The organism is Streptomyces sp. NPDC005955 (genome assembly GCF_042871255.1).
Taxonomy (GTDB): Bacteria; Actinomycetota; Actinomycetes; order Streptomycetales; family Streptomycetaceae; genus Streptomyces.
The window spans coordinates 72,242-98,160 of record NZ_JBIAIF010000017.1 but is presented as its reverse complement, the minus strand read 5'-3'; the positions used below and the strand labels follow the sequence as shown (position 1 = coordinate 98,160).

The 25,919-nt window shown below is 71.0% G+C and carries 24 protein-coding genes and 1 pseudogene; 18 read left to right on the top strand and 7 right to left on the bottom strand.

The window, feature by feature from the left end; translation table 11 throughout:
- The first annotated feature begins 29 nt into the window (after window positions 1-29).
- The 13 genes from ACFYOU_RS30315 (at window position 30) to ACFYOU_RS30255 (ending at window position 12,188) form a co-directional block, all read left to right on the top strand.
- On the top strand, window positions 30-677 hold the full coding sequence (locus ACFYOU_RS30315) for an L-threonylcarbamoyladenylate synthase (RefSeq protein WP_385492136.1): 648 nt from the start codon (window positions 30-32) through the stop codon (window positions 675-677).
- Window positions 674-1,327, top strand: coding sequence for a protein-tyrosine-phosphatase (locus tag ACFYOU_RS30310; RefSeq protein WP_389769269.1), 654 nt, complete (start codon window positions 674-676; stop codon window positions 1,325-1,327). The genes ACFYOU_RS30315 and ACFYOU_RS30310 overlap by 4 nt, the downstream gene beginning before the upstream one ends.
- Window positions 1,328-1,883: 556 nt before the next feature.
- The gene (locus tag ACFYOU_RS30305; protein WP_391310108.1) at window positions 1,884-3,437 is read left to right on the top strand and encodes an MraY family glycosyltransferase; all 1,554 of its coding nucleotides are present in this window, start codon (window positions 1,884-1,886) and stop codon (window positions 3,435-3,437) included.
- A gap of 394 nt (window positions 3,438-3,831) precedes the next feature.
- Complete coding sequence (locus tag ACFYOU_RS30300; protein WP_391310105.1) at window positions 3,832-4,269, top strand: hypothetical protein; 438 nt, start codon at window positions 3,832-3,834, stop codon at window positions 4,267-4,269.
- Between the two features lie 222 nt (window positions 4,270-4,491).
- Window positions 4,492-5,313 (top strand): F0F1 ATP synthase subunit A, encoded by an 822-nt coding sequence (gene atpB, locus ACFYOU_RS30295; RefSeq protein ID WP_391310103.1) that lies wholly within the window; start codon window positions 4,492-4,494, stop codon window positions 5,311-5,313.
- Window positions 5,314-5,383: 70 nt separating this feature from the next.
- Window positions 5,384-5,614, top strand: coding sequence for a F0F1 ATP synthase subunit C (locus ACFYOU_RS30290; RefSeq protein WP_391310101.1), 231 nt, complete (start codon window positions 5,384-5,386; stop codon window positions 5,612-5,614).
- Between the two features lie 40 nt (window positions 5,615-5,654).
- Window positions 5,655-6,200, top strand: coding sequence for a F0F1 ATP synthase subunit B (locus tag ACFYOU_RS30285; protein ID WP_391310099.1), 546 nt, complete (start codon window positions 5,655-5,657; stop codon window positions 6,198-6,200).
- A gap of 5 nt (window positions 6,201-6,205) precedes the next feature.
- Window positions 6,206-7,021, top strand: a complete 816-nt coding sequence (locus ACFYOU_RS30280) for a F0F1 ATP synthase subunit delta (protein WP_391310184.1) — start codon at window positions 6,206-6,208, stop codon at window positions 7,019-7,021.
- 115 nt (window positions 7,022-7,136) lie between these two features.
- A complete protein-coding gene (gene atpA, locus ACFYOU_RS30275; RefSeq protein WP_389769282.1) occupies window positions 7,137-8,732 on the top strand; it encodes a F0F1 ATP synthase subunit alpha in 1,596 nt (531 codons plus the stop codon).
- 20 nt (window positions 8,733-8,752) lie between these two features.
- Window positions 8,753-9,670, top strand: a complete 918-nt coding sequence (locus ACFYOU_RS30270; RefSeq protein ID WP_389769285.1) for a F0F1 ATP synthase subunit gamma — start codon at window positions 8,753-8,755, stop codon at window positions 9,668-9,670.
- On the top strand, window positions 9,670-11,112 hold the full coding sequence (atpD, locus tag ACFYOU_RS30265) for a F0F1 ATP synthase subunit beta (RefSeq protein ID WP_387009879.1): 1,443 nt from the start codon (window positions 9,670-9,672) through the stop codon (window positions 11,110-11,112). The genes ACFYOU_RS30270 and atpD overlap by 1 nt, the downstream gene beginning before the upstream one ends.
- Window positions 11,113-11,220: 108 nt before the next feature.
- On the top strand, window positions 11,221-11,595 hold the full coding sequence (locus ACFYOU_RS30260; protein WP_389769288.1) for a F0F1 ATP synthase subunit epsilon: 375 nt from the start codon (window positions 11,221-11,223) through the stop codon (window positions 11,593-11,595).
- A 128-nt stretch (window positions 11,596-11,723) separates the two neighbouring features.
- Window positions 11,724-12,188 carry a DUF2550 domain-containing protein gene (locus ACFYOU_RS30255; protein ID WP_389769291.1) on the top strand — a complete coding sequence of 155 codons (465 nt, stop codon included), beginning with the start codon at window positions 11,724-11,726 and terminating at the stop codon, window positions 12,186-12,188.
- A gap of 78 nt (window positions 12,189-12,266) precedes the next feature.
- Here ACFYOU_RS30255 and ACFYOU_RS30250 read toward each other — a convergent pair.
- From ACFYOU_RS30250 to ACFYOU_RS30235, 4 genes and pseudogenes are all read right to left on the bottom strand, one after another.
- Window positions 12,267-12,800, bottom strand: a pseudogene (locus ACFYOU_RS30250) (LLM class flavin-dependent oxidoreductase); the annotation flags it as partial.
- Window positions 12,801-13,047: 247 nt separating this feature from the next.
- Window positions 13,048-14,880, bottom strand: a complete 1,833-nt coding sequence (locus tag ACFYOU_RS30245) for a glycosyl hydrolase family 18 protein (RefSeq protein ID WP_389769297.1) — start codon at window positions 14,878-14,880, stop codon at window positions 13,048-13,050.
- Window positions 14,881-15,340: 460 nt separating this feature from the next.
- Complete coding sequence (locus ACFYOU_RS30240) at window positions 15,341-15,994, bottom strand: response regulator (RefSeq protein ID WP_391310093.1); 654 nt, start codon at window positions 15,992-15,994, stop codon at window positions 15,341-15,343.
- A gap of 4 nt (window positions 15,995-15,998) precedes the next feature.
- On the bottom strand, window positions 15,999-17,390 hold the full coding sequence (locus ACFYOU_RS30235) for a histidine kinase (protein ID WP_391310091.1): 1,392 nt from the start codon (window positions 17,388-17,390) through the stop codon (window positions 15,999-16,001).
- A gap of 184 nt (window positions 17,391-17,574) precedes the next feature.
- On the opposite strand from ACFYOU_RS30235, the gene ACFYOU_RS30230 reads away from it, so the two are divergent.
- A complete protein-coding gene (locus tag ACFYOU_RS30230; protein ID WP_389769469.1) occupies window positions 17,575-18,135 on the top strand; it encodes a hypothetical protein in 561 nt (186 codons plus the stop codon).
- A 22-nt stretch (window positions 18,136-18,157) separates the two neighbouring features.
- Here ACFYOU_RS30230 and ACFYOU_RS30225 read toward each other — a convergent pair whose 3' ends face one another.
- The 3 genes from ACFYOU_RS30225 to ACFYOU_RS30215 are packed head-to-tail and all read right to left on the bottom strand — an operon-like array spanning window position 18,158 to window position 20,328.
- Entirely contained in the window at window positions 18,158-18,727 is a 570-nt protein-coding gene (locus ACFYOU_RS30225) for a cob(I)yrinic acid a,c-diamide adenosyltransferase (protein WP_389769306.1), read from the bottom strand.
- Window positions 18,728-18,732: 5 nt separating this feature from the next.
- Entirely contained in the window at window positions 18,733-19,497 is a 765-nt protein-coding gene (locus ACFYOU_RS30220; RefSeq protein WP_391310087.1) for an ABC transporter permease, read from the bottom strand.
- Between the two features lie 48 nt (window positions 19,498-19,545).
- Complete coding sequence (locus tag ACFYOU_RS30215; RefSeq protein WP_389769309.1) at window positions 19,546-20,328, bottom strand: ABC transporter ATP-binding protein; 783 nt, start codon at window positions 20,326-20,328, stop codon at window positions 19,546-19,548.
- A 98-nt stretch (window positions 20,329-20,426) separates the two neighbouring features.
- On the opposite strand from ACFYOU_RS30215, the gene ACFYOU_RS30210 reads away from it, so the two are divergent.
- The 4 genes from ACFYOU_RS30210 to ACFYOU_RS30195 all read left to right on the top strand — a co-directional run bounded on the left by ACFYOU_RS30210 (window position 20,427) and on the right by ACFYOU_RS30195 (window position 25,899).
- Window positions 20,427-21,206 carry a TetR family transcriptional regulator gene (locus ACFYOU_RS30210; protein ID WP_391310084.1) on the top strand — a complete coding sequence of 260 codons (780 nt, stop codon included), beginning with the start codon at window positions 20,427-20,429 and terminating at the stop codon, window positions 21,204-21,206.
- Between the two features lie 166 nt (window positions 21,207-21,372).
- Window positions 21,373-22,221, top strand: coding sequence for a 3-hydroxybutyryl-CoA dehydrogenase (locus ACFYOU_RS30205; RefSeq protein ID WP_391310081.1), 849 nt, complete (start codon window positions 21,373-21,375; stop codon window positions 22,219-22,221).
- Window positions 22,222-22,525: 304 nt separating this feature from the next.
- Complete coding sequence (locus ACFYOU_RS30200; protein WP_389769317.1) at window positions 22,526-22,849, top strand: STAS domain-containing protein; 324 nt, start codon at window positions 22,526-22,528, stop codon at window positions 22,847-22,849.
- A 191-nt stretch (window positions 22,850-23,040) separates the two neighbouring features.
- Complete coding sequence (locus tag ACFYOU_RS30195) at window positions 23,041-25,899, top strand: ATP-binding protein (RefSeq protein WP_391310078.1); 2,859 nt, start codon at window positions 23,041-23,043, stop codon at window positions 25,897-25,899.
- Window positions 25,900-25,919 lie beyond the last annotated feature (20 nt).

The window sequence follows — 25,919 nt, the reverse complement described above, 5'->3', positions numbered from 1 at the left end:
CCCAGAACGCGCACGAGGAGGCCCGCTAGATGGCACGGCGATACGACACCAACGACGCGACCGACCGCATCACCGGTCTGCGTGAGGCCGGGTCCGCCGTCCGCCGGGGCGAGCTGGTCGTGCTGCCCACCGACACGGTCTACGGCATCGGCGCCGACGCCTTCAGCTCCGAGGCGGTCGCCGACCTGCTCGACGCCAAGGGCCGCGGGCGCAGCATGCCCACCCCCGTGCTCATCGGCTCCCCGAACACCCTGCACGGGCTCGTCACCAACTTCTCCGAGCTGGCCTGGGAACTCGTGGACGCGTTCTGGCCCGGTGCCCTCACCCTGGTCGCGCGGCACCAGCCGTCCCTCCAGTGGGACCTCGGTGACACCCGGGGCACCGTCGCCGTCCGGATGCCGCTGCACCCGGTCGCCATCGAACTGCTCACCGAGGTCGGCCCGATGGCCGTGTCCTCCGCGAACCTCACCGGGCACCCCGCCCCCGAGAACTGCGACGCCGCCCAGCAGATGCTCGGCGACGCCGTCTCCGTCTACCTCGACGGCGGCCCGACGCCCGGCATCGTGCCCTCGTCCATCGTGGACGTGACCGGCGAGGTGCCCGTCCTGCTCCGCGCCGGCGCCCTCGACGCGGACGAGCTGCGCAAGGTGGTACCCGACCTTGAGGTGGCCAATTGACGGCCCCTGAGGGGCGTGGCATAGGCACGGGGGTCACCGGCACCGGGGACACGTTCCGCATCCTCCACGTCAGCACCGGCAACGTGTGCCGCTCGCCCATCACCGAGCGGCTGACCCGGCACGCCTTGGTGGGGCGGCTCGGTGACCCGCTCGGCGGCGGCGTCGTCGTGGAGAGCGCGGGCACCTGGGGCCACGAGGGCGCGCCCATGGAGACCAACGCCGAGACGGTCCTCGCCGACTTCGGCGCCGACCCCACCGGCTTCACCGGACGCGAACTCCTCGACGACCACGTCATCCGCGCGGACCTCGTGCTGACCGCCACCCGCGACCACCGGGCGCAGGTCATCTCGATGGGCCACTCCGCGGGGCTGCGCACCTTCACCCTGAAGGAGTTCACCCGGCTGGTGCGCGCCATCGACCCGGCGACCCTGCCCGACCCCCGGGACGAGGGGGTCGTCGAACGGGCCCGCGCCCTGGTGCGGGCCGCCGCCGCGCTGCGCGGCTGGCTGCTGGCACCGTCCGTCGACGCCGACGAGGTGTTCGACCCGTACGGGGCGCCGCTGCCGTTCTTCCGTTCCATCGGCGACGAGATCCACGAGGCGCTGGACCCGGTGGTCACCGCGCTGACGGGCGTCACCGCCCGGCGCTGAACCGGCCGCCGGCCCCGGACCGGGCGGCGGCAGTGAGGGAGAGCCGGGCGGGTGGCCCACGCCCGTCCGGAGGCCGCCCCCACGGTCGTACGGGCCCCGCAGTGATCATCGCCGGCCCGTCCCCGCTCGGCCGCGGCCCGAGGACCGCACAGGGTCTACTGGCGGCGGCGGGGACCACGGTGGACTACCGGTACGGAAGGCCGCGCACTGCGGCTGGAAGCGGCCGCGACGACCCTCCGGGGGAGGGTCGGACCGGAATCGGCGCGGAGCGCGGTACTGTTCGCGGCGCCGCACCGTGGCAAGATCGTCGGAACGTCCGTCCGGGACGAGGTGCGAACACTCGTCCGTGCACGGCCGGCCTTCCCGCAGTACCCCGACCCGCGGGGGTGACGCATTTCCGCCGGGGCACACGCGCGCGGAGCGGTACGGCGGGCGACGATGACGGGGACCATAGGTTCTCCGTGCAACCATGCTCGCTACCCGGAAGTCCCCATACCCATGCACCCGAGGCTAGGCTGTGGGGCTGAGCTGGCCGAAGACACCTGTGGGGAAGCCTGTGCGTGAATACCTGCTGACGCTCTGTGTCACGGCTGCGGTGACCTATCTGCTGACGGGCCCGGTGCGGAAGTTCGCCATCGTGGCCGGGGCGATGCCGGAGATCCGCGCCCGTGACGTGCACCGGGAGCCCACGCCCCGGCTCGGCGGTATCGCGATGTTCTTCGGGCTCTGCGCGGGCCTCCTCGTCGCCAACCACCTCACCAACCTCAGTGAGGTCTTCGACGGTTCCAGCGAGCCGCGCGCCCTGCTGTCCGGCGCCGCCCTGATCTGGCTGGTCGGTGTCCTGGACGACAAGTTCGAGCTCGACGCGCTGATCAAGCTGGGCGCCCAGATGATCGCCGCGGGCGTCATGGTCATGCAGGGTCTGGCGATCCTCTGGCTGCCCATCCCCGGTGTCGGCATGGTCGCGCTCACCCAGTGGCAGTCCACGCTGCTCACCGTGGCGCTGGTCGTGATCACGATCAACGCGGTCAACTTCGCCGACGGGCTGGACGGGCTCGCCGCGGGCATGGTGTGCATCGCGACCCTGGCCTTCTTCCTCTACGCGTACCGCCTCTGGTTCGGCTACGGACTGGAGGCCGCGGCCCCGGCCACCCTGTTCGCGGCGCTGCTGCTCGGCATGTGCCTCGGCTTCCTGCCGCACAACATGCACCCCGCGCGGATCTTCATGGGCGACTCGGGCTCCATGCTGATCGGTCTGGTGCTCGCGGCGGGCGCCATCTCCATCACCGGTCAGGTCGACCCGGACAGCCTGTTCGGCCCCGGACAGGCCGGCGGTCTGCGGGAAGCGGTGCACGCCACGGTGCCCGTCTACATCCCGCTCATCCTGCCGCTCACCATCATCGCGCTGCCCGCCGCCGACCTCGTCCTGGCGATCGTGCGGCGCACCTGGCGCGGCCAGTCGCCGTTCGCCGCCGACCGCGGACACCTGCACCACCGGCTCCTCGACAGCGGTCACTCGCACAGCCGCTCGGTGCTGATCATGTACTTCTGGGCCGCGCTGATCTCTTTCGGCACGCTCGCCTACTCGGTCAACGCCGCGTCCATGTGGATCGTCCTCGGCGTCGCCGTGCTCAGCGCGGTGGGCCTGGTGCTGCTCCTGCTGCCCCGCTTCACCCCGCGTGCGCCGCGCTGGGCGGAGGCGTTCGTACCGCCCCGCTACCGGCGCCGCAAGCTCCCCCTCGGCGCCGCTGAACAACTCGCCGGCGCCGAGGGGGAGTCGGAGCCCGCCGCGGTGACGGTCTCCGGATACCCGGGCACGAGCCGTACCGAAGTCCCCGTGGGGGCCGGTGTGGGCGTCGCCGCGGGCACATCGCACGGGGTGCGGGCGGCGGGGGATAACGGTTCCGGCACATTCGCGGGAACGGAGGGTGTCCCGACGGTGAAGGACGGGGGCGCCACCCGCGCCGCGGGCGACACCGAAGGCGTCAACGGGGCCGCAGCGACGGGGGGTTCGTCCGCACCCGTCCGGGCCGGGGGCGTCAACGGAGCGACGGCATCCGGCCTCCGGCACCGCTTCCGCGACCGCCGCCGGGCCGACACTTCGCGCTGAAACGGCGCCCGTCGCGGGCGTCACGGGCCGGTGGAGCGGTTCCTCCAGCGGTCACCGCAGTCCGCACCGGGCCGTCGCATGCGCGAAAAGTGCTCGATCGCTGACGCTTTGTGGCCATCTTGCCGCGCCGTACCGGCCAGTCAAACGCCCTCAATACCAGTCAAAGGGCCTTCTGTCATGCACATATGGGCTGGTTCACTCTCATGTGTGACTGCTGGCACACTTCACAGGTAAAGACCTCATCAAATAGTTTGTGATACCGTTCACGAGAACCCGGGGTAGCGCCGGAGGACCGTAGTGCGACGGCCTTCTGGACCGACTTTCTGTCTCGATTTCCGGGTTTACGCTCGTCCATGACGACACCTGCCCCCATCCAGTAAGCGGAGTTGCCGCCATGCCGTCCCAAGACGCACGCACCGTCATCCATGCCGTCGTACCCACCGCAGTCGTGGGAGCCGTAGCCGCGGGCATCAGTGCCGCGGTCGCCGGCGGCAAGGGAGCGCTCGGAGCGGCCGTGGCGACCGTCGTCGTGATCCTCTTCATGGGAATCGGACTCGTGGTGCTCCTGCGCATCGCGAGGTCGCTCCCGCAGCTGTTCCAGGGCATGGGCCTGATGCTCTACACGACCCAGATCCTGTTGATGTTCGTCTTCATCACCGCGTTCAAGGACACGGATCTCTTCCACCCGAAGACGTTCGCGGCCACGCTCGTCGTGGCCACACTCGCCTGGATCGGGGCTCAGGCCCGCGCCCACATGAAGGCCAAGATTCTCTACGTGGAACCCGAGGATTCGAAGGGTGAGAAGCCCGCGAAGACCGGTTCCTCGTCGTGAGGGGTAGGGCCGGTATAAGGGCGGGACGGACTTACTGCTATCGTCCGGTGCCAACTGCGGCATCGCGGGCGCGGGCATCCAAGTTGACGCCTGCTCTAGCGCGAGGCTTGATGCCCGACCGCCGCCCCCACACCCGTAACACCAGTCCAGTGCCGTACTGCGGCTGCGTGCCGCGCCGACACAACGAGGTTGCCGTACCTATGCGCCACGAAGGAGCCCGCGGTGAGTGCTGACCCGACGCAGGTGCTCGCCTTCGAGACCGATTGCCACATCTTCGACGGTTGTGGCTTCCCGGCTCCCGGCCTGCACTCGTTCCTGTTCAAGCCCATCTGGGGTGACGCGGACAGCAACCTGTACTTCAACAAGCCGATGCTGCTTGCGATCCTCGGGTCGATCATCATCATCGGCTTCTTCTGGGCTGCCTTCGCCAAGCCCAAGGTCGTTCCGGGCAAGCTTCAGATGGTGGCCGAGACCGGCTATGACTTCGTCCGCCGGGGCATCGTCTACGAGACGCTCGGCAAGCGCGAGGGCGAGAAGTACGTCCCGCTGATCGTGTCGCTGTTCTTCTTCGTCTGGATGATGAACCTCTGGGCGATCATCCCACTGGCCCAGTTCCCGGTGACGTCGATCATTGCCTACCCGGCGGCCCTCGCCGGCATCGTCTTCGTCCTGTGGGTCTCCCTCACCTTCAAGCGACACGGCTTCGTGGGAGCCCTCAAGAACTTCAGTGGGTACGACAAGTCGCTGGGTCCGGTACTGCCGCTGGCCATGGCCATTGAGTTGTTCTCGAACCTGCTGGTGCGTCCGTTCACCCACGCCGTTCGACTCTTCGCCAACATGTTCGCCGGTCACACGCTATTGGTGCTCTTCACCATCGCGAGCTGGTACATGCTCAACGGTCTGGGCATCGTCTACGCCGGCGTCTCCTTTGTGATGGTCCTGGCCATGCTCGTCTTCGAGCTGTTCGTCCAGGCCCTTCAGGCTTACGTGTTCGTGCTTCTGACGTGCACCTTCATCCAGGGTGCGCTCGCTGAGCACCACTGAGCCCCCCTCCGCTCCACATTCGTCCGGTGGCCAACCCCCACCGGTCCGGTAAAGAAAAGGAAGAACTGGCATGTCCCAGACCCTTGCCGCTGTCACCGGCTCGCTCGGCTCCATCGGTTACGGCCTCGCCGCCATCGGCCCCGGCGTGGGCGTCGGCATCATCTTCGGTAACGGCACCCAGGCCCTCGCCCGCCAGCCCGAGGCCGCCGGTCTGATCCGCGCCAACCAGATCCTCGGCTTCGCCTTCTGTGAGGCGCTCGCCCTCATCGGCATGGTCATGCCGTTCGTCTTCGGCAAGTAATCGGCTCGTCACGACCAGCCACTAGACGAAAGGCACTGATATGAGCCAGCTGCTCATTCTGGCGGCCACCGAGGAGCAGAACCCCCTCGTTCCGCCGATCCCTGAGCTCGTCATCGGCCTGATCGCCTTCGTCATCGTCTTCGCCGTCCTCGCCAAGAAGCTCCTCCCGAACATCAACAAGGTTCTGGAGGAGCGCCGCGAGGCCATCGAGGGCGGCATGGAGAAGGCCGAGGCCGCCAAGACCGAAGCCCAGAGCGTGCTGGAGCAGTACAAGGCCCAGCTCGCCGAGGCCCGGCACGAGGCCGCGCGCCTGCGTCAGGACGCGCAGGAGCAGGGCGCCACGCTCATCGCCGAGATGCGCGCGGAAGGCCAGCGGCAGCGTGAGGAAATCATCGCCGCCGGTCACACGCAGATCGAGGCCGACCGCAAGGCCGCCGCTCAGGCGCTGCGCCGGGACGTCGGTCAGCTCGCCACCGAACTGGCCGGGAAGCTCGTCGGCGAGTCCCTTGAGGACCACGCCCGACAGAGCCGCACCATCGACCGGTTCCTCGACGAGCTCGACGTGAAGGCCGAGGCCGCCCGGTGACTGCGCTGCACGGAGCCAGCCGTGAGGCCGTGGCCACGGCGCGTGAGCGGCTCGACGCACTGACGGACAGCACGTCCGTCGACGCGTCGCGGCTCGCTGACGACCTGGCCTCGGTCACCGCGCTGCTCGACCGCGAGGTGTCCCTGCGCCGGGTCATCACCGACCCGGCGCAGTCCGGGGACGCCAAGGCCGGCCTGGTCGGTCGCCTCCTGGACGGGCAGGTCTCCGGCGAGACGGTCGACCTGGTCTCCGGACTGGTGCGCTCCCGCTGGTCGCGCTCGCGCGACCTGGTGGACGCGCTGGAGGAACTGGCGGACGTCGCCGACCTCACGGCCGCCCAGCGTGCCGGCACGCTCGACGACGTGGAGGACGAGCTGTTCCGGTTCGGCCGGATCACTTCCTCGGACACCGGGCTGCGTGCCGCGCTCACCGACCGGACCGCGACGGCAGCCGCCAAGGAGGAGCTGTTGAGCACCCTGCTCAGCAGCCGCGCCCAGGCGCAGACCACCCGACTGGTCACGCGACTGGTCACCCGGCCCCGGGGACGTAGCCTGGAAGCGGGACTCGAGTCCCTGTCCAAGCTCGCCGCGGAGCGCCGTGACCGCATGGTCGCGATCGTCACCTCGGCCGTACCGCTGAGCGATCAGCAGAAGCAGCGCCTGGGTGCGTCCCTGGCGAAGCTGTACGGGCGTGCGATGCACCTGAACCTGGACGTGGACCCCGCGGTCCTCGGCGGAATCCGGGTGCAGGTCGGTGACGAGATCATCAACGGCGGCATCGCGGACCGCATCGACGAAGCCAGCCGCCGCATGGCCGGCTGAGCAACAGAACAACGTACGTCCGACGGCCCTGGTTGGGCCGTACAGAAGGATTCCTGGGGGTCGCCCCCAGACCCCCAAAGAACTTCGGGCCCAACAAGGAGAGCAGGGAACCCAGATGGCGGAGCTCACGATCCGGCCGGAGGAGATCCGGGACGCGCTGGAGAACTTTGTCCAGTCGTACCAGCCGGACGCGGCCTCGCGCGAGGAGGTCGGTACGGTCACCCTTGCCGGCGACGGCATCGCGAAGGTCGAGGGACTGCCCTCGGCCATGGCCAACGAACTGCTGAAGTTCGAGGACGGCACCCTGGGCCTCGCGCTCAACCTCGAAGAGCGCGAGATCGGTGCCATCGTCCTCGGCGAGTTCAGCGGCATCGAGGAGGGCCAGCCGGTGCAGCGCACCGGTGAGGTGCTCTCCGTCGCCGTGGGCGAGGGTTACCTCGGCCGCGTCGTCGACCCGCTCGGCAACCCGATCGACGGCCTCGGCGACATCGAGACCAGCGGTCGTCGTGCCCTTGAGCTGCAGGCCCCCACGGTCATGCAGCGCAAGTCCGTGCACGAGCCGATGGAGACGGGCTACAAGGCCGTCGACGCGATGACCCCGATCGGCCGCGGCCAGCGTCAGCTGATCATCGGTGACCGCCAGACCGGCAAGACCGCCCTGGCCGTCGACACCATCATCAACCAGCGCGACAACTGGCGCTCCGGCGACGTGAACAAGCAGGTGCGCTGCATCTACGTCGCCATCGGCCAGAAGGGCTCCACCATCGCGTCCGTGCGACGCGCCCTGGACGAGGCCAACGCGCTGGAGTACACGACCATCGTCGCCGCCCCGGCGTCCGACCCGGCCGGCTTCAAGTACCTGGCGCCGTACACCGGTTCGGCCATCGGCCAGCAGTGGATGTACGAGGGCAAGCACGTCCTCATCATCTTCGACGACCTCTCGAAGCAGGCCGACGCCTACCGCGCCGTGTCCCTGCTGCTGCGTCGTCCGCCGGGCCGTGAGGCGTACCCCGGTGACGTCTTCTACCTGCACTCCCGTCTGCTGGAGCGCTGTGCCAAGCTCTCCGACGACATGGGCAAGGGCTCGATGACGGGCCTCCCGATCGTGGAGACCAAGGCCAACGACGTCTCGGCGTTCATCCCGACCAACGTCATCTCCATCACCGACGGCCAGTGCTTCCTGGAGTCCGACCTGTTCAACGCCGGCCAGCGTCCGGCCCTGAACGTCGGCATCTCGGTCTCCCGCGTCGGTGGCTCCGCCCAGCACAAGGCGATGCGCCAGGTTTCCGGCCGACTCCGCGTCGACCTGGCCCAGTTCCGTGAGCTGGAGGCGTTCGCCGCCTTCGGTTCCGACCTGGACGCCGCGTCGAAGGCGCAGCTGGAGCGCGGTCAGCGCATGGTCGAGCTGCTGAAGCAGCCGCAGTACCAGCCGATGGCCACCGAGGACCAGGTCGTCTCCGTGTGGGCCGGTACCACGGGCCGCATGGACGACGTCCCCGTCGTCGACATCCGCCGCTTCGAGACGGAGCTCCTGGACTACCTGCACCGCGAGGAGCAGGGTCTGATGACCTCCATCAAGGAGGGCGCGAAGATGTCGGACGACACCATCACCGCCATCTCCGACGCGGTCGCGGCGTTCAAGAAGCAGTTCGAGACCTCGGACGGCAAGCTGCTCGGCGAGGACGCGCCTGCCGTCAACGTCTCCAAGTGACGTAGGAAGGGACCTGACTCATGGGAGCCCAGCTCCGGGTCTACAAGCGTCGCATCCGATCCGTCACCGCGACCAAGAAGATCACCAAGGCGATGGAGATGATCGCCGCCTCGCGTGTCGTCAAGGCGCAGCGCAAGGTGGTGGCCTCCGCGCCGTACGCGACCGAGCTGACACGCGCGGTCACGGCGGTGGGAACGGGTTCGAACACCAAGCACCCGCTGACCACGGAGGCGGAGACGGCTCGCCGCTCCGCGGTGCTGCTCCTCACGAGCGACCGCGGACTGGCCGGCGCCTTCAACTCCAACGCGATCAAGGCGGCGGAGCAGTTGACCGCCCGCCTCGAAGCGGAGGGCAAGGAGGTCGTCACGTACATCGTCGGCCGCCGCGGTGTGGCCCACTACAACTTCCGTGAGCGCGAGGTCGCGGAGCAGTGGACCGGCTTCACCGACGAGCCCACGTACGCGGACGCCAAGACGGTCGCCGGACCGCTGATCAGCGCGATCGAGCAGGACACGGCCGATGGCGGGGTCGACGAGCTGCACGTCGTCTACACGGAGTTCGTGTCGATGATGACGCAGAACGCGGTCGGCAGCCGGCTGCTTCCGCTGAGCCTGGACGAGGTCGCCGACCAGGCGCCCACCAAGGGCGAGATCCTCCCGCTGTACGACTTCGAGCCGTCGGCGGAGGACGTCCTCGACGCCCTGCTGCCGCGGTACGTCGAGAGCCGGATCTACAACGCGATGCTCCAGTCGGCCGCTTCGAAGCACGCCGCCACGCGGCGCGCGATGAAGTCGGCCACCGACAACGCGGGTGAGCTGATCAATACGCTCTCCCGACTTGCCAACGCGGCCCGCCAGGCCGAAATCACCCAGGAAATCAGCGAGATCGTCGGCGGCACCGCAGCCCTGGCCGACGCGAACGCGGGGAGTGACAGGTAATGACGACGACAGTTGAGACGGCCGTTGCCACGGGCCGCGTCGCCCGGGTCATCGGCCCGGTCGTCGACGTGGAATTCCCCGTCGACGCCATGCCCGAGATCTACAACGCCCTGCACGTCGAGGTCGCCGACCCGGCCAACGAGGGCGAGAAGAAGACGCTGACGCTCGAGGTCGCCCAGCACCTCGGCGACGGTGTCGTCCGTGCGATCTCCATGCAGCCCACCGACGGTCTGGTCCGCCAGGCCCCGGTGACGAACACCGGCAAGGGCATCACGGTGCCGGTCGGCGACTTCACCAAGGGCAAGGTGTTCAACACCCTCGGCGAGGTGCTGAACCACCCCGAGGAGAACGCCAACGTCGGTGAGCGCTGGCCGATCCACCGCACCGCCCCGGCCTTCGACCAGCTCGAGTCGAAGACCGAGATGTTCGAGACCGGTCTGAAGGTCGTCGACCTCCTCACCCCGTACGTCAAGGGTGGAAAGATCGGTCTGTTCGGTGGTGCCGGTGTCGGCAAGACCGTGCTGATCCAGGAAATGATCATGCGTGTCGCCAACCTCCACGAGGGCGTCTCCGTCTTCGCGGGCGTCGGCGAGCGCACCCGTGAGGGCAACGACCTCATCGACGAGATGGAGGAGTCCGGCGTCCTCGACAAGACGGCGCTGGTCTTCGGCCAGATGGACGAGCCCCCGGGCACCCGACTGCGCGTGGCCCTCGCGGGTCTGACCATGGCGGAGTACTTCCGCGATGTGAAGAAGCAGGACGTGTTGTTCTTCATCGACAACATCTTCCGCTTCACCCAGGCCGGTTCCGAGGTGTCGACCCTGCTCGGCCGGATGCCCTCCGCGGTGGGTTACCAGCCGAACCTGGCCGACGAGATGGGTCTCCTCCAGGAGCGCATCACCTCGACCCGTGGTCACTCGATCACCTCGATGCAGGCGATCTACGTCCCCGCGGACGACCTGACCGACCCGGCCCCGGCCACCACCTTCGCCCACCTCGACGCGACGACGGTGCTCTCCCGTCCGATCTCGGAGAAGGGCATCTACCCGGCCGTGGACCCGCTGGACTCCACGTCCCGCATCCTGGACCCGCGGTACATCGCGAAGGAGCACTACGACGCGGCCATGCGCGTCAAGACGATCCTTCAGAAGTACAAGGACCTCCAGGACATCATCGCGATCCTCGGTATCGACGAGCTGGGCGAGGAGGACAAGCTCGTCGTCCACCGTGCCCGTCGCGTCGAGCGGTTCCTGTCCCAGAACACCCACGCCGCCAAGCAGTTCACCGGTGTGGACGGTTCGGACGTGCCGCTGGACGAGTCCATCACCGCGTTCAACGCGATCTGCGACGGTGACTACGACCACTTCCCGGAGCAGGCGTTCTTCATGTGCGGTGGCCTTGAGGACCTGCGCAAGAACGCCAAGGAGCTGGGCGTCTCCTGAGCCCCGTGCTCATGGGTGAGGGGGCCCTGCCCGGCCCCCTCGCCCACGCCTCTACACTTTTGACCCAACACCCGGCACACCCGCCGGGTGGTGACCCGAGGAGCACCCTTGGCTGCTGAGCTGCACGTCGAGCTGGTCGCCGCGGACCGGAATGTCTGGTCCGGCGAGGCCACCCTGGTCGTCGCGCGCACCACCTCCGGCGACATCGGCGTCATGCCCGGTCACCAGCCGCTGCTCGGTGTGCTGGAGTCGGGCCCGGTGACGATCCGTACGAGTGACGGCGAGACCGTCATCGCCGCCGTCCACGGCGGGTTCGTTTCGTTCGCCGACAACAAGCTGTCGCTGCTGGCCGAGATCGTCGAGCTGTCGGACGAGATCGACGTCCAGCGCGCGGAGCGGGCGTTGGAGCGCGCGAAGAGCGAGGCGGACGCCGCCGCCGAGCGACGCGCCGATGTCCGCCTGCGTGCGGTGGCGGTGCGCTGACCTGGCGCACTGTGTGACATGACTCAGCCGCGGCCCGGTCCGGAGACTCTCCGGACCGGGCCGCGGCTGAGGCGATGCTGGATCCGTTCCGCTGTTCCGTTACTGATGAGGCGAGGAGGTCGGTGCCGATGATCCTCGCTCTTCTCGTAGGCGGTATCGCGGTAGTCGCACTGGTTGTGGTCGGGCTCTTCGCCTTCGGACTGCGCCGCAGGCTGATCCAGAGGTCGGGGGGAACCTTCGACTGCAGCCTCCGCTGGGACACCCCCGAGCCCGCCGGCGTAGGGCCGGCCGACACCTCGGGCAAGGGGTGGGGGTACGGCATCGCCCGGTACAGCGGTGACCGGATCGAGTGGTTCCGGGTCTTCTCCTACGCGCACCGCCCGCGGCGGGTGCTGGAGCGTTCCGCCATCGAGGTGATCGGCCGCCGGGACCCCGAGGGCGAGGAGGAGTTGGCGCTCCTCTCCGACGCGGTGGTCCTCGCCTGTTCGCACCGGGGCGTGCGGTTGGAGTTGGCGATGAGCGAGGACGCCCTCACCGGTTTCCTGGCGTGGCTGGAGGCCGCGCCGCCCGGACAGCGGGTGAACGTCGCCTAGCCGCCCTGCGGGCTGACACGCATCACGTCGACCGGGCCGGGTCGCCCGCTCCGGTCGCGGGCGCTCGCCGTCAGGCGAGGCCGGCATGACACTGCGGTGGATCAACCGCAGTTGCTCCCGGGCACCGGGGACCTGCGGCAGGTCCCGTCCGGTGAAGGCCCGCACCAGGGCCCGGTCGGTGACCGCGCAGATCATGTGGTTGACCCCGGCCGGGGCGATCTCCGTCGCGATCTTCGCCACGCACTCCTCGGGCGTGCCGGACACCGAGAGCCGCTCCGCCACCTCCGGCGAGGTCAACTCGATGCCCCGGGCCAGATCCCCGGCGCGGATCGCGTCGATCGCCGGCGCCAGTTCGGCGGGGTCCACCCCGTTGCGCCGCACCTGCTCCTCGGGCATGGCGGAGGCGTAGATCCCCACCATGCTGCGGGACGCTTCCCGGGCTGCGGCGGAGTCCTCGGCGACGGCGAAGACCACCCGGGCCCCGATGTCCAGCGCGGTGACGTCCTTGCCCGCGCGCTCGGCGCCGATCCGCAGGTGGCGCATCAGGTACGCGTAGGAGTCCCGGGTGTCACCGAGCGCGTGATGGCAGCCGTCGGAGAGCTCGGCCGCCGCGGAGACTCTCGGCCCAGCCGGATCCTGCTGGCGCAGCGCCCGACGGCTCGCAAGTGCACGTTTTCGGCCTGCGCCGTGCGGTCGGCGCGGGACGACGGAAGGCCCGGTACGCGCTGGGCGTACCGGGCTCGGAAGCCGGGGAGGCGGGGGGCGATCCTGACCCTCCGGCTTCGACCGTGTGGCCGGTGTGGGACCGGCCGGTGCGATCCGGAGGTGCCGGTGTGGGACCGGCACCCCCGGGCGCGGGTTACTTCAGACCAGCGTCGAGCGCGGTGATGAGTTCACCGTTGCTGGTGTCGCCGTCAGCCGACCAGAAGAAGGCGCCGCCGAGCTTCTGGCCCTTGGCCCAGGCCATCTTGGTCTTGATGGTGGCCGGGGTGTCGTAGCTCCACCAGTTGCTGCCGCACTTGGCGTACGCGGTGCCGGCGACCGTACCGGTCGACGGGCAGGAGTTCTTGAGGACCTTGTAGTCCTCGATGCCCTGCTCGTACGTGCCCTGGGCGGGCCCGGTGGCGGTGCCGCCCGGCGCGTCCTGGGTGACGCCCGTCCAGCCGCGGCCGTAGAAGCCGATGCCGAGGAGCAGCTTCTTGTCGGGCACGCCCTGCGCCTTGAGCTTGGCGATGGCGTCGGCCGAGGTGAAGCCCTGCTGCGGGATGCCGTTGTACGTGCTCAGCGGCGAGTGCGGAGCCGTCGGGCCCTTCGCGGCCCACGCGCCGAAGAAGTCGTACGTCATCACGTTGTACCAGTCGAAGCTGGCGGAGGCACCGGCGTAGTCAGCCTTGTCGATCTTGCCGCCGTTGGAGGCGTCGGCGGTGATCGCGGCGGTGACCAGGTTGTTGGCACCGAACTTGGCACGGGTCGCCGCTGCGATCTTCTTCAGCGCGTCCGGACCACTGTTGTCGCAGGTGAGACCACAGGCGTTCGGGTACTCCCAGTCCAGGTCGATGCCGTCGAAGACATCGGCCCAGCGCGGGTCCTCGACCATGTCGTAGCACGACTGGGCGAAGGCGGCCGGGTTCTGCGCGGCCTGGGTGAAGCCGCCGGACCAGGTCCAGCCGCCGATGGAGAAGAGCACCTTGATGTGCGGGTACTTCGCCTTCAGCTTGCGCAGCTGGTTGAAGTTGCCGCGCAGGGGCTGGTCCCAGGTGTCGGCGACACCGTCGACGGACTGCTCGGCGGTGTACGCCTTGTCGTAGTCCGCGTAGGAGTCACCGATGGTGCAGCGACCGTTCTGGACGTTGCCGAAGGCGTAGTTGATGTGCGTGATCTTCGCCGCGGTCCCGGAGGTGTCCAGGTTCTTCACGTGGTAGTTGCGCCCGTAGACGCCCCACTGGGTGAAGTAGCCCATCTTGATCTGGCCGCCGCCGCCGTTGCCGCCGTCGCCGGGGGTGCGGACGGCGGTCGCGGCACTGGCCGGACCGGTCTGGTTGCCGGTGTCGCGGGCCTGGATGCTGTACGAGTAGTCCGTACCCGCGGCCAGCGTGGTGTCGGTGTAGCTGGTGTCGCCGGAGGCGGCCGGGTTGACCGTCGCGACGACCGCGCCGTCCCGCAGGACGTCGTAGTTCTTGATGCCCTTGTCGTCCGTCGCCGGACCCCACGACAGCTTCACCGAGGTGGCGGTGAGGCCGGAGGTGGTGGGCTTGCCGGGAGCCGTGGGGGGCTCGTCGCCCGGGACGACGCCTCCGTCACAGGAGCCGCCGTTCAGGGAACAGTTGCTGGGGGAGCCGCTGCCGGAGCCGTTGAACCCGAAGGTGACGGACTTACCGGGCTCGACGGTCCCGTTCCAGCCCAGGTTCTTGGCGGTCCAACGGTTGCCGTTGTTGGTGACCGTGGCGTCCCAGGACGAAGTGGCCTTGGTACCGGTGGGGAAGTCCCATTCCACGGTCCAGTTGCTGAGCGTGGTGGTACCGGTGTTCTTGACCGTCCAGCTGCCGCCGAAACCGCTGCCCCAGTCCTGGGTCTTGGTGAAGGTGGCAGTGGCACTGGTGGCCGCAGCAGCCGGCGTTGCCAGGGCGACCAGTGCGGAAAGGGGCAGTGCCAGGGTCGCGAGCCCTGCCACAGCTTTGGTTCTGAAGCGCATGCTGCGCCTCCTCGGGTGAGTCCGGTAGTGGGGATGGTGGAACCCAACCTGCGCCGCCCGTGAGTACGCGCCGTAGTGATCTCATGACCATGACACGCTCACCGCAGTGCCGCGAGAATAGAAAGGTCTGGACCATCGGTCAAGAGGTCTGGACCAACGAAGCGAGGGCATCGCAGGTCAGAGCCTTGGGAACCCCATGGGATCACCAACTGACGCATGCTCACCATCCGTCACAGTGGACGTCGGTGCCCCCGAGTCACTTCCAACTCCCGGCTTTCACCACCCACTGTGACACTCCGGGGGGCGCGGCACGGCGCACTTCCCGGTATCGTCCCGGTCGCCCGCGCTCCGGCGCACGTCTTCGCAGGTCCGGGCCGTTGGTGGCGCTCGTCACACCGGGGTCGCGGTGGTGTGCGGGGCGCCGCGGAGGGGTAGGGGTCGGCCGGGGCAGGCGCAACGCCTACCCGCACAGCCCCAGTTCACGGGCGAGCACGGCGGCCTGGACGCGACTGCGCAGCTCCAACTTCCCCAACATCCGGCTGACGTGCGTCTTCACGGTGGCCTCCGCCATCTCCAGCCGCGCCGCGATCTCGGCGTTGGACAGCCCCTCCCCGATGCACTGGAACACCTCGCGCTCCCGTCGCGTCAAGGTGTTCAGCACCGCCTGGTCCGCCGACGAACTCCGGCCGGAGCGGGCCGGGTTCGCGAACTCGGCGATCAGCCGTCGGGTCACCGCGGGGGCGATCAGACCCTCGCCCCGCCCCACCGCCCGCACCGCCGCGATCAGGTCCCCGGCCTCGGTGTTCTTCAGCAGGAAGCCACAGGCCCCGGCCCGCAGCGCACCGAACACGTACTCGTCGAGGTCGAAGGTGGTCAGCACCAGGACGTCCGCCAGGCACTCGGCCACCACCTGGCGGGTCGCCGACACCCCGTCCAGGACCGGCATCTGCACGTCCATCAACACCAGGTCGGGCCGGAGTTCCCGGGCCAGGTCCACGGCCCGTTGCCCGTTCTCCGCCTCGCCCACGACCTCGATGTCCTCGGCGCTGCCGAGGATGAGCACGAGACCGGCCCGCACGGCTGACTGGTCTTCGGCGACGAGCACACGGATCACGGGGTCACTCCTTGGCCTGGGACGGGCCTGAGGTGCCCGGTGCGGCGGACGTGCTGGATGCGGCGAACGGGCGTGCCGGGCCTGACGGGCGTGCCGGGCCTGACGGGCGTGCGGGGCTTGACGGGCCTGACCTGCCCAAGGGGGCGGCTGTGCCGGGCGGGCCGGCCGTGTCGACGGGGAGGATGGCGCGAACGCGCCAGATCTTGCCGTCCCCGGGCCCGTCGTCCGGTTCGGGACCCGCTCCGAAGAAGCCGTGCAGCAGCGCGGTCCGCTCCCGCATCCCCACCAGACCGGCCCCCGAACCGGGTGCCCGGGGCCCGTCCCGTTCGCCGTGCGGGCTGGTGACCGTGACCGTCAGGGAGTCCGCGTCCCGGGTCAGTCCCACGTGCACCCGGCCGGGCGAGGCGTGCTTGAGGGCGTTGGTCAGGGACTCCTGGACGATCCGGTACGCGGCCAACTCCACCGGCGCGGGCAGCCGCTGGTCGTCCACGGGGCGGGCGTCCGTCAACAGCACGTCCAGACCATTGGCACGGGCACCCGTCACCAGGGCGTCCAGTCCGTCGAGCGTGGGCGCCGCCGCGGGCTCCAGATCGCCGGCGGAGTCCCGCAGCAGACCGATCAACCGACGCATCTCGGCCAGTCCGGCGACGCTGTTCTCCCGGATGACGCCCAGCGCGGTCCGGGTGGTCCGCTCGTCGTCCAGGGAGAGCGCGGCCGTCGAGTGGATGGCGATGGCCGACAGGTGGTTGGCCACCAGGTCGTGGAGCTCGCGAGCCATCCGGGCGCGTTCGGCGCTCACGGCCTGGACCCGGTCCATCTCGGCCAGCAGCGCCGTCTGTTCCGCGCGCAGCCGTTCGGCCTCCGCGGTCTCGCGGTGGTTGCGGACCAGGACGCCGGTGGTGGCCGGGGCGATGGAGATCAGGGCCGTCACCACGCCGATCAGGATCGCCTCGGGCGTCCGGAACCAGGCGAGGAAGCCGATCGTCGCGGCCACCGAGATCAGTCCGCACGTCACCGGGATGCGCCGGGCGTTGGCGGGCGTGCCGTAGACGACGGCGGCATAGACCAGGTCGGTGAACATCACCAGGGTCGCCAGGTTGCCCGTGGTGAACTGGTCGGCGGTGACCGCCGCGGTGCCGACGGACAGGGCGAGCTGCGGCCGGGTCCGCCGCATGGTCTCCATCGCCGCGGCCACCACCATCGGCACCAGGGACCACCCCTCGCCGAGCGGCCGGTCGAACTGGAGGCGCAGCCCGAGCGCCCACATCAGGAGCCCGCCGAGCAGCCCGCCGAGGGCGACCACGGCGTCCAGCCGCATCGAGTCCGGCGGCAGCGCCGACGGAAGCCGACGGCTGCGCGGAATCCGGTGGGCGGACGCATGGGACGGGCTCGACATGCCCCCATCCAACACGCACCGGCTCCCGGGGACATCACCGCGCGGGCGGAACGCCTCGCTGGTCACTACACACAAGGATGCAGTCCGAGGTCGGTCCCGGCGACGACGAGCCGGGGCGGTCCGGGCGGGAGCATGGAGGCAGTACCGGCGGGGGAACGGCCGGGGGCAACGGAGGATGCGGACTGTGATCGTCACCCTGATCGTCATCTGTGAGGTCGGCTTCTGGGTCCTGCTGGCCGCCGGACTCTGCCTGCGGTACCTGGCCCGGATGCCCCGGCTCGGCGCCGCGGTGCTGCTGTGCGAGCCGCTGCTCGAAGTGGTGCTGCTGGTGGTCACCGCCGTCGACCTGAAGAACGGCGCCGCACCCGACTGGAAGCACGGACTGGCCGCCGTCTACATCGGCTTCACCGCGGGGTACGGGCACTACACCATCAGCCGGATCGACGCGCGCTTCCAGCACCGCTTCGCGGGTGGCCCGCCGCCGGTGCTGCCCCCGAAGTCCGGGCGGGCCCGGGCCCGCCACGAGCGTCGGCTGTGGCTGCGCACGGTCGTCGCGGCGGGGGTCGCCTACGCCCTGCTCCAGGGCGCGATCTGGTACGTCGGGGACGGCGGCGGGGACACCTCCTCGCTCGCCGGCTGGCAGGGCGCCGCGCTGAAGGCCGTCCTGATCCACGGCCTCGTCGCCCTCGCCTACACCCTCTGGCCGGGCAAGGAGCCCGTCGACGCGGGCTCCCGCGAGCCCTGACCGTCGTCGCGCCGGGGAGCCCTCAGCGTTCGCCGCCCGGGACCCACAGCACGTCGCCGTCCGGGTTGGCGACCCGGGCGAGGATGAACAGCAGGTCGGAGAGGCGGTTGAGGTAGGTGGCGGTCAACGGGTTCATGGTCTCGCCGTGCGCCTCCAGTGCCGCCCAGGTGGACCGCTCGGCCCGCCGGACCACGGTGCACGCCTGGTGCAGCAGGGCCGCGCCGGGCGTGCCCCCGGGCAGGATGAAGCTCCGGAGCTTGGTCAGCCGTTCGTTGAACCGGTCGCAGTCCTCCTCCAGCCGGTCCACGTAGAACTGCTCCACCCGCAGCGGCGGGTACGCGGGCTCCGCGACCACCGGGGTCGACAGGTCGGCCCCGACGTCGAAGAGGTCGTTCTGCACCCGGGTGAGGACGGTGACGACCTCCTCGTCGAGGTCCCCGAGGGCGATGGCGGTCCCGAGCACCGCATTGGCCTCGTTGGCGTCGGCGTAGGCGGCGATCCGCAGATCCGTCTTGGCCGTGCGGCTCATGTCCCCGAGGTTGGTGGTGCCCTGGTCCCCGGTCCTGGTGTAGATGCGCGTCAGATTGACCATGGGGCTCAGCGTAGTGAGGTGCGCTCCTCCCGGAAGACCCGCGTGCCCGCGGTCACGGCCGCCGCCGCGAGTCCCAGCGCGATCAGCGCCCCGACCAGCACGTCCCCGGTCGCGTACTGCCCGGCGTAGGCGTCCCGCACCGCCTCCACCAGGTAGCGCAGCGGCACCAGGTGCGACAGGGCGTCCAGCCAGCCCGGGGCGAGGGACATGGGGAGCATCAGCCCCGACAGCAGCATCACGGGCAGCGTCACCGCGTTCACCGTCGGCCCGAACTGGTGGGCCCCGGTCAGCCGCATCGCCAGCGCGTACGACAGCGAGCCCAGGGCCACCGTCAGCAGCGCCACGAAGGCGAAGCCGATGAGCAGGCCGACCACCGGCGCGCGCAGCCCCATCAGCAGTGCGGCGCCGACCAGCAGCACCGACTGGCAGGTGAGCAGCGCGGCGTCGAGCAGGACCCGGCCGAGCAGCAGCGCCAGCCGACTGACCGGGGTGACCCGCATCCGGTCGATCACCCCCTGGCCCTTCTCGACGATGACCGAGAACCCGGCGAACGACGCGCCGAACAGTGCGAGCTGGAGCAGCAGCCCCGGGGCGAGGACCTGCCAGGAGTCACGGCCCCCGTCGAGCGGCAGACCGGTGAGCAGGGGGCCGAAGAGGACGAGGTACAGCAGCGGCATCACCATGCCGAACAGCATCTGGAAGCGGGAGCGCAGCACCTTGCGGGCGTAGCGGCCGAAGACGAGCGCGGTGTCGGAGAGCAGGGCGGGCACGGGGGTCTCCTGCGGGATCGCGGGACGGGACGGGGCGGGGCGGGCGGGTCACACGGCGACGGGCGCGGTGTCCCGGGGGAGCGGATCGCGGCCGGTGACGGCCAGGAACGCGTCCTGGAGGGAGGCGTCGATCGATCCGGCGTGCGCCAGCTTGAGCGCGGTCGGGGTGCCGTCCGCGACCACCACGCCCCGGTCGACGATGACGAGCCGGTCGGCGAGCGCGTCGGCCTCGTCGAGGTAGTGGGTGGTCAGGACGATCGTGGTGCCGTGCACTGCGCGCAGGGTGCGGACCAGGTCCCACAGCACGGCGCGTCCGGCCGGGTCGAGTCCGGTGGTCGGCTCGTCCAGGAAGAGCACCTCGGGACGGTGGGTGAGGCCCATCGCGAGGTCGAGACGGCGCCGCTGGCCGCCGGAGAGGGCGGCCGTGGGCCGGTCGAGCAGTGCGTCGAGGCCCAGTTCGGTGGCGAGCACCTCGGCCCGCGCCACCGCTTCGGCCCTGCCGAGCCGGTACAGCCGGCCCTGGGTGACGAGTTCCTCGCGGACGCTCAGGGTGGGGTCGAGGCCACCGGACTGGGCGACGTAGCCGGTGCGGGCGCGCACGCCAGCCGGGTCGGTGGCGAGGTCGTGGCCGGCGACGGTCGCGGTGCCGCCGGTGGGGCGCAACAGGGTCGTCAGCATGCGCAGGGTGGTGGTCTTCCCGGCGCCGTTGGGGCCGAGGAGACCGAGGATCTCGCCGCGTCCGACGGTGAGGTCGACGCCCCGGACGGCCTCCACGGGGCCGCGCGGGGTGCGGAAGGTCCGGGCGAGGCCGGACGTCGTGATGACTGCCATGACCCCAGAAAAACAGAGGCAGTGAAATTTTGCAATGACTCCAAGATTTAAGGGACGGCAAAAAGCGAACGATGTCCAGGGGTGGATAGGCTCGGACCATGGACGACGCACGGACACGCGACGACGGGGGCACATCCGTGGGGGACGTGGGCGGCGCGGGCGGTGCGGGCGGTGCGGACGACGGCAACGGCGCGGGCTGCGGCAGCGACGGGGGCACCGCACCGGAGGCGGCGGGCGCGCCCGAGGGGCTGCGGGAGCGCAAGAAGCGGCGCACCCGGCAACACATCTCCGACGTCGCCACCGGACTGTTCCTGGACCGCGGCTTCGACGCCGTCACCATCGCCGAGATCGCCCAGGCCGCCGACGTCTCCGTGAACACGGTCTACAACTACTTCCCGGCCAAGGAGGACCTCTTCCTCGACCGGGCCCCGGACCTCGCCGACCGGCTCGCCGGCTGGGTGCGCGGGCGGCTCCCCGGGGAGTCCGCAGCCCGGGCCGTGCTGCGCCACCTGCGCTCCGAGGTGGAGGCGGTGTCGCCCCGGGTCGGTCTGACCGAGGGGTACGACCGCTTCCTCGTGGTGGTGGAGGACGCCGCCGGGCTGCGCGCCCGACTGTGGCTGCTCGACCAGGAGATGTTCACCCGACTGGAGCGCGCCCTGCGCGAGGAGACCGGTGCCGCGCCCCGCGACCGGCTGCCCTCCCTGATGGCCGGACAGATCGACTGGGTGCACCGGACGGTCATGGGCGTCATCCGCTGCGGCCTGATCGAGGGCGGCAGCCCCGAAGCCGTGTCGCGCGAGGCCCTGGACGCCCTGGACGACATGGAGGAACTGCTCGGCGAACGGGTCCTCAACTACGCCGTGCGCACCACGGGATGAGCCCGCCCGGCCGGGGGCGGCACGCGGTACGGGGCGAGGGGGGTGTGATGTCGGTCATTCGGGGCGTGACACGCATCTCTTCCCTGTCATCAGGGCCCGCAGTGCCGCTAGGGTCCGCCGAAGGGGTGCGGGGAACTCAACGTCAACAGCGGGTGAGGGGTGCAACGTGGCACGCAAGCTGGCCGTCATCGGAGCCGGTCTGATGGGCTCCGGAATCGCGCAGGTGTCCGCCCAGGCGGGCTGGGACGTCGTCCTGCGCGATGTCACCGACGAGGCGTTGACCCGCGGCACCGACGCCGTCCGTGCGTCCTACGACAGGTTCGTGGCCAAGGGCAAGCTCGACGCCGTGGACGCGGAGGCCGCCCTCGCCCGGATCACCACCACCACCGACCTGGACGCGGTGGCCGACGCCGATCTCGTGGTGGAGGCCGTCTTCGAGAAGCTGGAGGTGAAGCACGAGATCTTCCGCGCCCTCGACAAGATCGTCGGTGATGACACGGTCCTCGCCTCCAACACCTCCGCCATCCCGATCACGAAGATCGCCGCGGCCACCGAACGACCCGAACGCGTCGTCGGCACCCACTTCTTCTCGCCGGTCCCGATGATGCAGCTGTGCGAACTCGTCCGCGGGTACAAGACCAGCGACGCGACCCTCGCCACCGCACGGGAGTTCGCCGAATCGGTCGGCAAGACCTGCATCGTCGTCAACCGCGACGTCGCCGGCTTCGTCACCACCCGGCTCATCTCGGCCCTCGTGGTCGAGGCCGCGAAGCTCTACGAGTCGGGAGTGGCGAGCGCCGAGGACATCGACCTCGCCTGCAAGCTGGGTTTCGGCCACGCCATGGGCCCGCTCGCGACCGCCGACCTCACCGGCGTCGACATCCTGTTGCACGCCACCGGGAACATCTACACCGAGTCCCAGGACGAGAAGTTCTCCCCACCCGAGTTGATGCGCCGAATGGTGGACGCCGGTGACATCGGGCGCAAGAGCGGGCAGGGCTTCTACAAGCACTGAGCGGCCCGCCGCCACTCATGGAGCGGGCGGCCGGGACACGCGGTCCGGGGGTCGGGCGACCCTCCGGTCGGCGGAACCGATCTGACGCACCCTCACCCCGGGGATCACTCCTCGGGGTGAATTCGATATCGGTTCGCTTACAACCAGCAACTACGGTCGCCCACCGGCAGTCAGTTGCAGTGACATGGCCGGACAGCAGTACGGACCACCCGGGCGGGCCCGCACCACCGACCACTGACCGCGGTCACCCATCCGGGTCACGGCCCGGGTCACCTTTCGCCGACACGGAGCACGGGGAGCGCATATGCACATCAGGGGCGACCACGCCGAGCTGGTCGTCGGGGGCCGCCTCGACGTCCGCAGCGCGGCGGACGCCCGTACGGCCTTGCACTCGGCGGTCGACGACGGCGCCGGTGACCTGGTGCTCGACCTGTCCGAACTCGACTCCTGGGACGCCACCGGACTCGGCGTCATCATGGGCGCGCACCGCCGCGCGGGACGGTGCGGCCGGCGGCTCGTGCTGCGCGACGTGCCGCCGCAGATGCAGCGCCTCCTGGTCGCGACCCGGCTGCACCGCATCCTCGCCATCGAGGGCGGCATCGGCGTCGAGTCGCTGCCGCGCGTGTGACCACGGCGATTCTCATCGGACTGTGACGTCCAGGGCCCCCCGAGACGCGCCCGTTCGGGGATACTGGCGCGAGATCCAGTGCCCTGGCACCCGCCCGCACGGCAACCCGCGGGGAGGGGAGCCGCGTCGGTGACGGCAGCGCGGACCAGCGGGTGGGGCGCGGTACACAACGCTCTTGGGGGGCTTTGACCATGGACCCGACCAATCGGGAACCGGAGCAGCACGACCCGGACGCCCCTGGGAACCGGGAAGCGTACGAGGACGTGTCCGACCGTCACGATCAGGCCACTTCCGGTGCCCGCGGTCAGCAGCGCCCGGAACCGGTCGACGGCGGACCGACGACGAACCGGTTCCTGCCCGCCGTCCGGGAGGACCGGTCGCCCGTGCCCGTCGCCGGCCGGGCCGCACCGCCCCGGCCCCGACCGCCCCGCGACCCGCTCACCCCGGACCTCGGCGGCCCGCACCCCGCTCGCCGCCCCGCCCGACTGGTCGCCGGCGACCTGTCCCTGCTCGTCAACCCCGTCGACGGCAGCGAGATCGCGACCTGCCCGCCGGGCGAGCGCCCCGGCCCGCCCGAACGGCACACCGCCGAGGCCCGCGAGGAGGTGCGCCGCGCCGCCACCCCGCCCGTGCCGGCGGGTCCCGCGCTGGCCCGACCGCCCCTGCTGGAACGCCAGGAGGAACGCGAACACCTGGTCCGACTGATCGCCCGGGGCGGTTCGGTGCGGCTCGTCGGAGCCACCGGCTCCGGCCGGACCGCGCTGCTCGACGCCGTCGCCGAGGACTGCGCCGACCTCGCGCCGGACGGGGTCATCCGCCTCACCGGCTTCCGCCGCACTGTCACCGACCTCTTCCACGACCTGTACGCCGCGGTGTTCGACAGCGCGGGGCACCGCCCCGACCGGGCCACCCTCGTCGAACGGGTCCGGGAGATCGGCGCCGTCGTCATCGTGGACGACCTGTCCTTCGGCGGCACCCCGCTCGACGAACTCCTCGACGCCACGCCCGAGTGCGCGTTCCTGCTCGCCGTGGACCCGGACACCCCCGCGCCCACCGCCGACGCACCCGTCGAGGACGTGACGCTGGACGGCCTCAGCCGGGCCGCGAGCACCGAGCTCCTGGAACGGGCCACCGGGCGCGTCCTCACCGAGGAGGAGAGCAACTGGGCCGGGGACCTGTGGTTCGAGTCGGAGGGGCTGCCCCTGCGGTTCGTGCAGGCCGGCGCCCTGCTGCGCCAGCGCGACGCCCGGCGCCTGCGCCTCACCGCCGACGACCGGGCCGACGCCGGTGCCGACGCCGACACCGCGGGCGGTACCGAGGACGGGCAGCCCGACGGCGCGCGGGACCTCCCGCTGCCGTCGCCCGCCGAAGCCGCCGCGCCCGCCGCGCTGCTGGCCGCGGACCTCAGTGAGTCGGCCCGGGCGGCGCTGCGGTTCGCCGTCGCCCTGGACGGCGAGGTCCCGCACCAGGCGCACCTGCCCGCCCTCGTCGGGGACACCCATGCCGATGCGGCCCTCGCCGAGCTCGCCGCCGCCGCACTGGTCACCCCGGTCGGGGCCCGGCACCGACTGGCCGCCGGCGTGCGCACCCAGTTGCTGGCCGCCGGCTACCCCGACGCCCCGGAACTCATCGACACCGCCGACGGCACCGCCACCACCGGTGACCCGCACGCCCTCATCGTGGCCCGCCACTACGCCTGGTGGGCCGGCCACCCCTCGGTGACGCCCCGAAGGGTCGCCGCCGAAGCCGACGCCGTGTTGACCGCGCTCACCGCCGTCGCGTCCCCCGCCACCGCGAGTGCCCCCCTGGACCCGGCGGACGAGGAGGGCGGCCCCAGCGCACCGGTCGGACTCGCCCGGGCCGCCGCGCCCGTCCTCGCCGCCGGCGGCGACTGGAACGCCTGGGAGGCCGTGCTCCGGCTCGGCGTGGAAGCCGCCCGGCACACCGGAGAGGTCGCCGACGAGGCGTACTTCCACCACGAGTTGGGCGTCCTCGCCCTGTGCGCCGGGCAGTTGGGACGGGCCCGGGCCGAACTGGAGGCGTCCGTCGCGCTGCGCGGCGCGGTCGCCGACCGCCGCGGCGCCGTCGCGGGACGCCGGGCGCTCGCCCTGGTCACGGACCGCTCCGGGCAGACGCCCGCCGCCGCATGGGGCGGCGCCCCCGGGGCGAAGGCGGCCGCGGCGCGGTACGAACAGCCCGCCGTGCCGTCCGCCGCTGCCACCCGGGCCATACCCCTGGCCCCGGCCGCCACCGCCGCCACCGCCTTCACTCCCGTCACGGGTGCCGCGGACGGCTCGACGACGCTGGTCAGTTCGGTGCGACCGCCCGTCGCCGGGTTCTCCGCACGGGTCCGCAGGGCGCGCCGGGTGGTGCTCCACGGCACGCGGCGCAACCTCGCCGCCGCGGGGGCCGGTGCGCTGCTCGCGGCGGTGCTCGGCACGGTGGTGACGCTCGGCATGATCTCGGAGGACGCCCCCGTCCCCGCCGACCAGGTCAGGACGAACCCCTCCGCCAGCCAGGGCGTCGACGACGGGCGCGGCTCCGACGACGACGGTAAGGAGACGGCGGACGCCGACACCTCGGGGGACACGGGGGACACCCAGAACGTGGCGGACGAGACCGACCAGCGCACCGGCTCCACCAGCCGTCCCGTGGTTCCCGGCGCCACCTCGGCCACCCCCTCCGCCCCGAGCACCCCGCAGTCCCCGAGGCCGAGTTCCAGCGGGCGGCCCACGAGTTCGGCGCCCGGCGGCGGTCCGACCGAGCCGAGCAGCCCCGCCACCTCCACCGGGACGGGTTCGTCCCCCAGCGGTGAGACCACGCCCCCGCCGACGACCCGGCCGCCCTCGCCCAGCGCGCCGCCGACCACACCGACCGGTCAGCCGCCCACCACCGTCCCGCCGACCACGGGCCGGCCGAGCACCCCTCCCTCACCGCCCGCGGCGAGTTCCACCACCACCGACCGGTCCAGCGGTCCGACCGGTCCCGTCCGGGTGTCCCCGCCCGCCGAGGCGGTCGACGGCGCCGACGCCCCGGACCCGGTGCAGTGAACGACGCCGGCCGCGGGCGG

Excerpts from the sequence above, each read along its gene's own strand:
- ACFYOU_RS30315 (WP_385492136.1), top strand. The coding sequence starts at position 30 with ATGGCACGGCGATACGACACCAACGACGCGACCGACCGCATCACCGGT.
- ACFYOU_RS30300 (WP_391310105.1), top strand. The coding sequence starts at position 3,832 with ATGCCGTCCCAAGACGCACGCACCGTCATCCATGCCGTCGTACCCACC.
- ACFYOU_RS30290 (WP_391310101.1), top strand. The coding sequence starts at position 5,384 with ATGTCCCAGACCCTTGCCGCTGTCACCGGCTCGCTCGGCTCCATCGGT.
- ACFYOU_RS30285 (WP_391310099.1), top strand. The coding sequence starts at position 5,655 with ATGAGCCAGCTGCTCATTCTGGCGGCCACCGAGGAGCAGAACCCCCTC.
- atpA (WP_389769282.1), top strand. The coding sequence starts at position 7,137 with ATGGCGGAGCTCACGATCCGGCCGGAGGAGATCCGGGACGCGCTGGAG.
- ACFYOU_RS30270 (WP_389769285.1), top strand. The coding sequence starts at position 8,753 with ATGGGAGCCCAGCTCCGGGTCTACAAGCGTCGCATCCGATCCGTCACC.
- atpD (WP_387009879.1), top strand. The coding sequence starts at position 9,670 with ATGACGACGACAGTTGAGACGGCCGTTGCCACGGGCCGCGTCGCCCGG.
- ACFYOU_RS30255 (WP_389769291.1), top strand. The coding sequence starts at position 11,724 with ATGATCCTCGCTCTTCTCGTAGGCGGTATCGCGGTAGTCGCACTGGTT.
- ACFYOU_RS30245 (WP_389769297.1), bottom strand. The coding sequence starts at position 14,880 with ATGCGCTTCAGAACCAAAGCTGTGGCAGGGCTCGCGACCCTGGCACTG.
- ACFYOU_RS30235 (WP_391310091.1), bottom strand. The coding sequence starts at position 17,390 with ATGTCGAGCCCGTCCCATGCGTCCGCCCACCGGATTCCGCGCAGCCGT.
- ACFYOU_RS30225 (WP_389769306.1), bottom strand. The coding sequence starts at position 18,727 with ATGGTCAATCTGACGCGCATCTACACCAGGACCGGGGACCAGGGCACC.
- ACFYOU_RS30215 (WP_389769309.1), bottom strand. The coding sequence starts at position 20,328 with ATGGCAGTCATCACGACGTCCGGCCTCGCCCGGACCTTCCGCACCCCG.
- ACFYOU_RS30210 (WP_391310084.1), top strand. The coding sequence starts at position 20,427 with ATGGACGACGCACGGACACGCGACGACGGGGGCACATCCGTGGGGGAC.
- ACFYOU_RS30200 (WP_389769317.1), top strand. The coding sequence starts at position 22,526 with ATGCACATCAGGGGCGACCACGCCGAGCTGGTCGTCGGGGGCCGCCTC.
- ACFYOU_RS30195 (WP_391310078.1), top strand. The coding sequence starts at position 23,041 with ATGGACCCGACCAATCGGGAACCGGAGCAGCACGACCCGGACGCCCCT.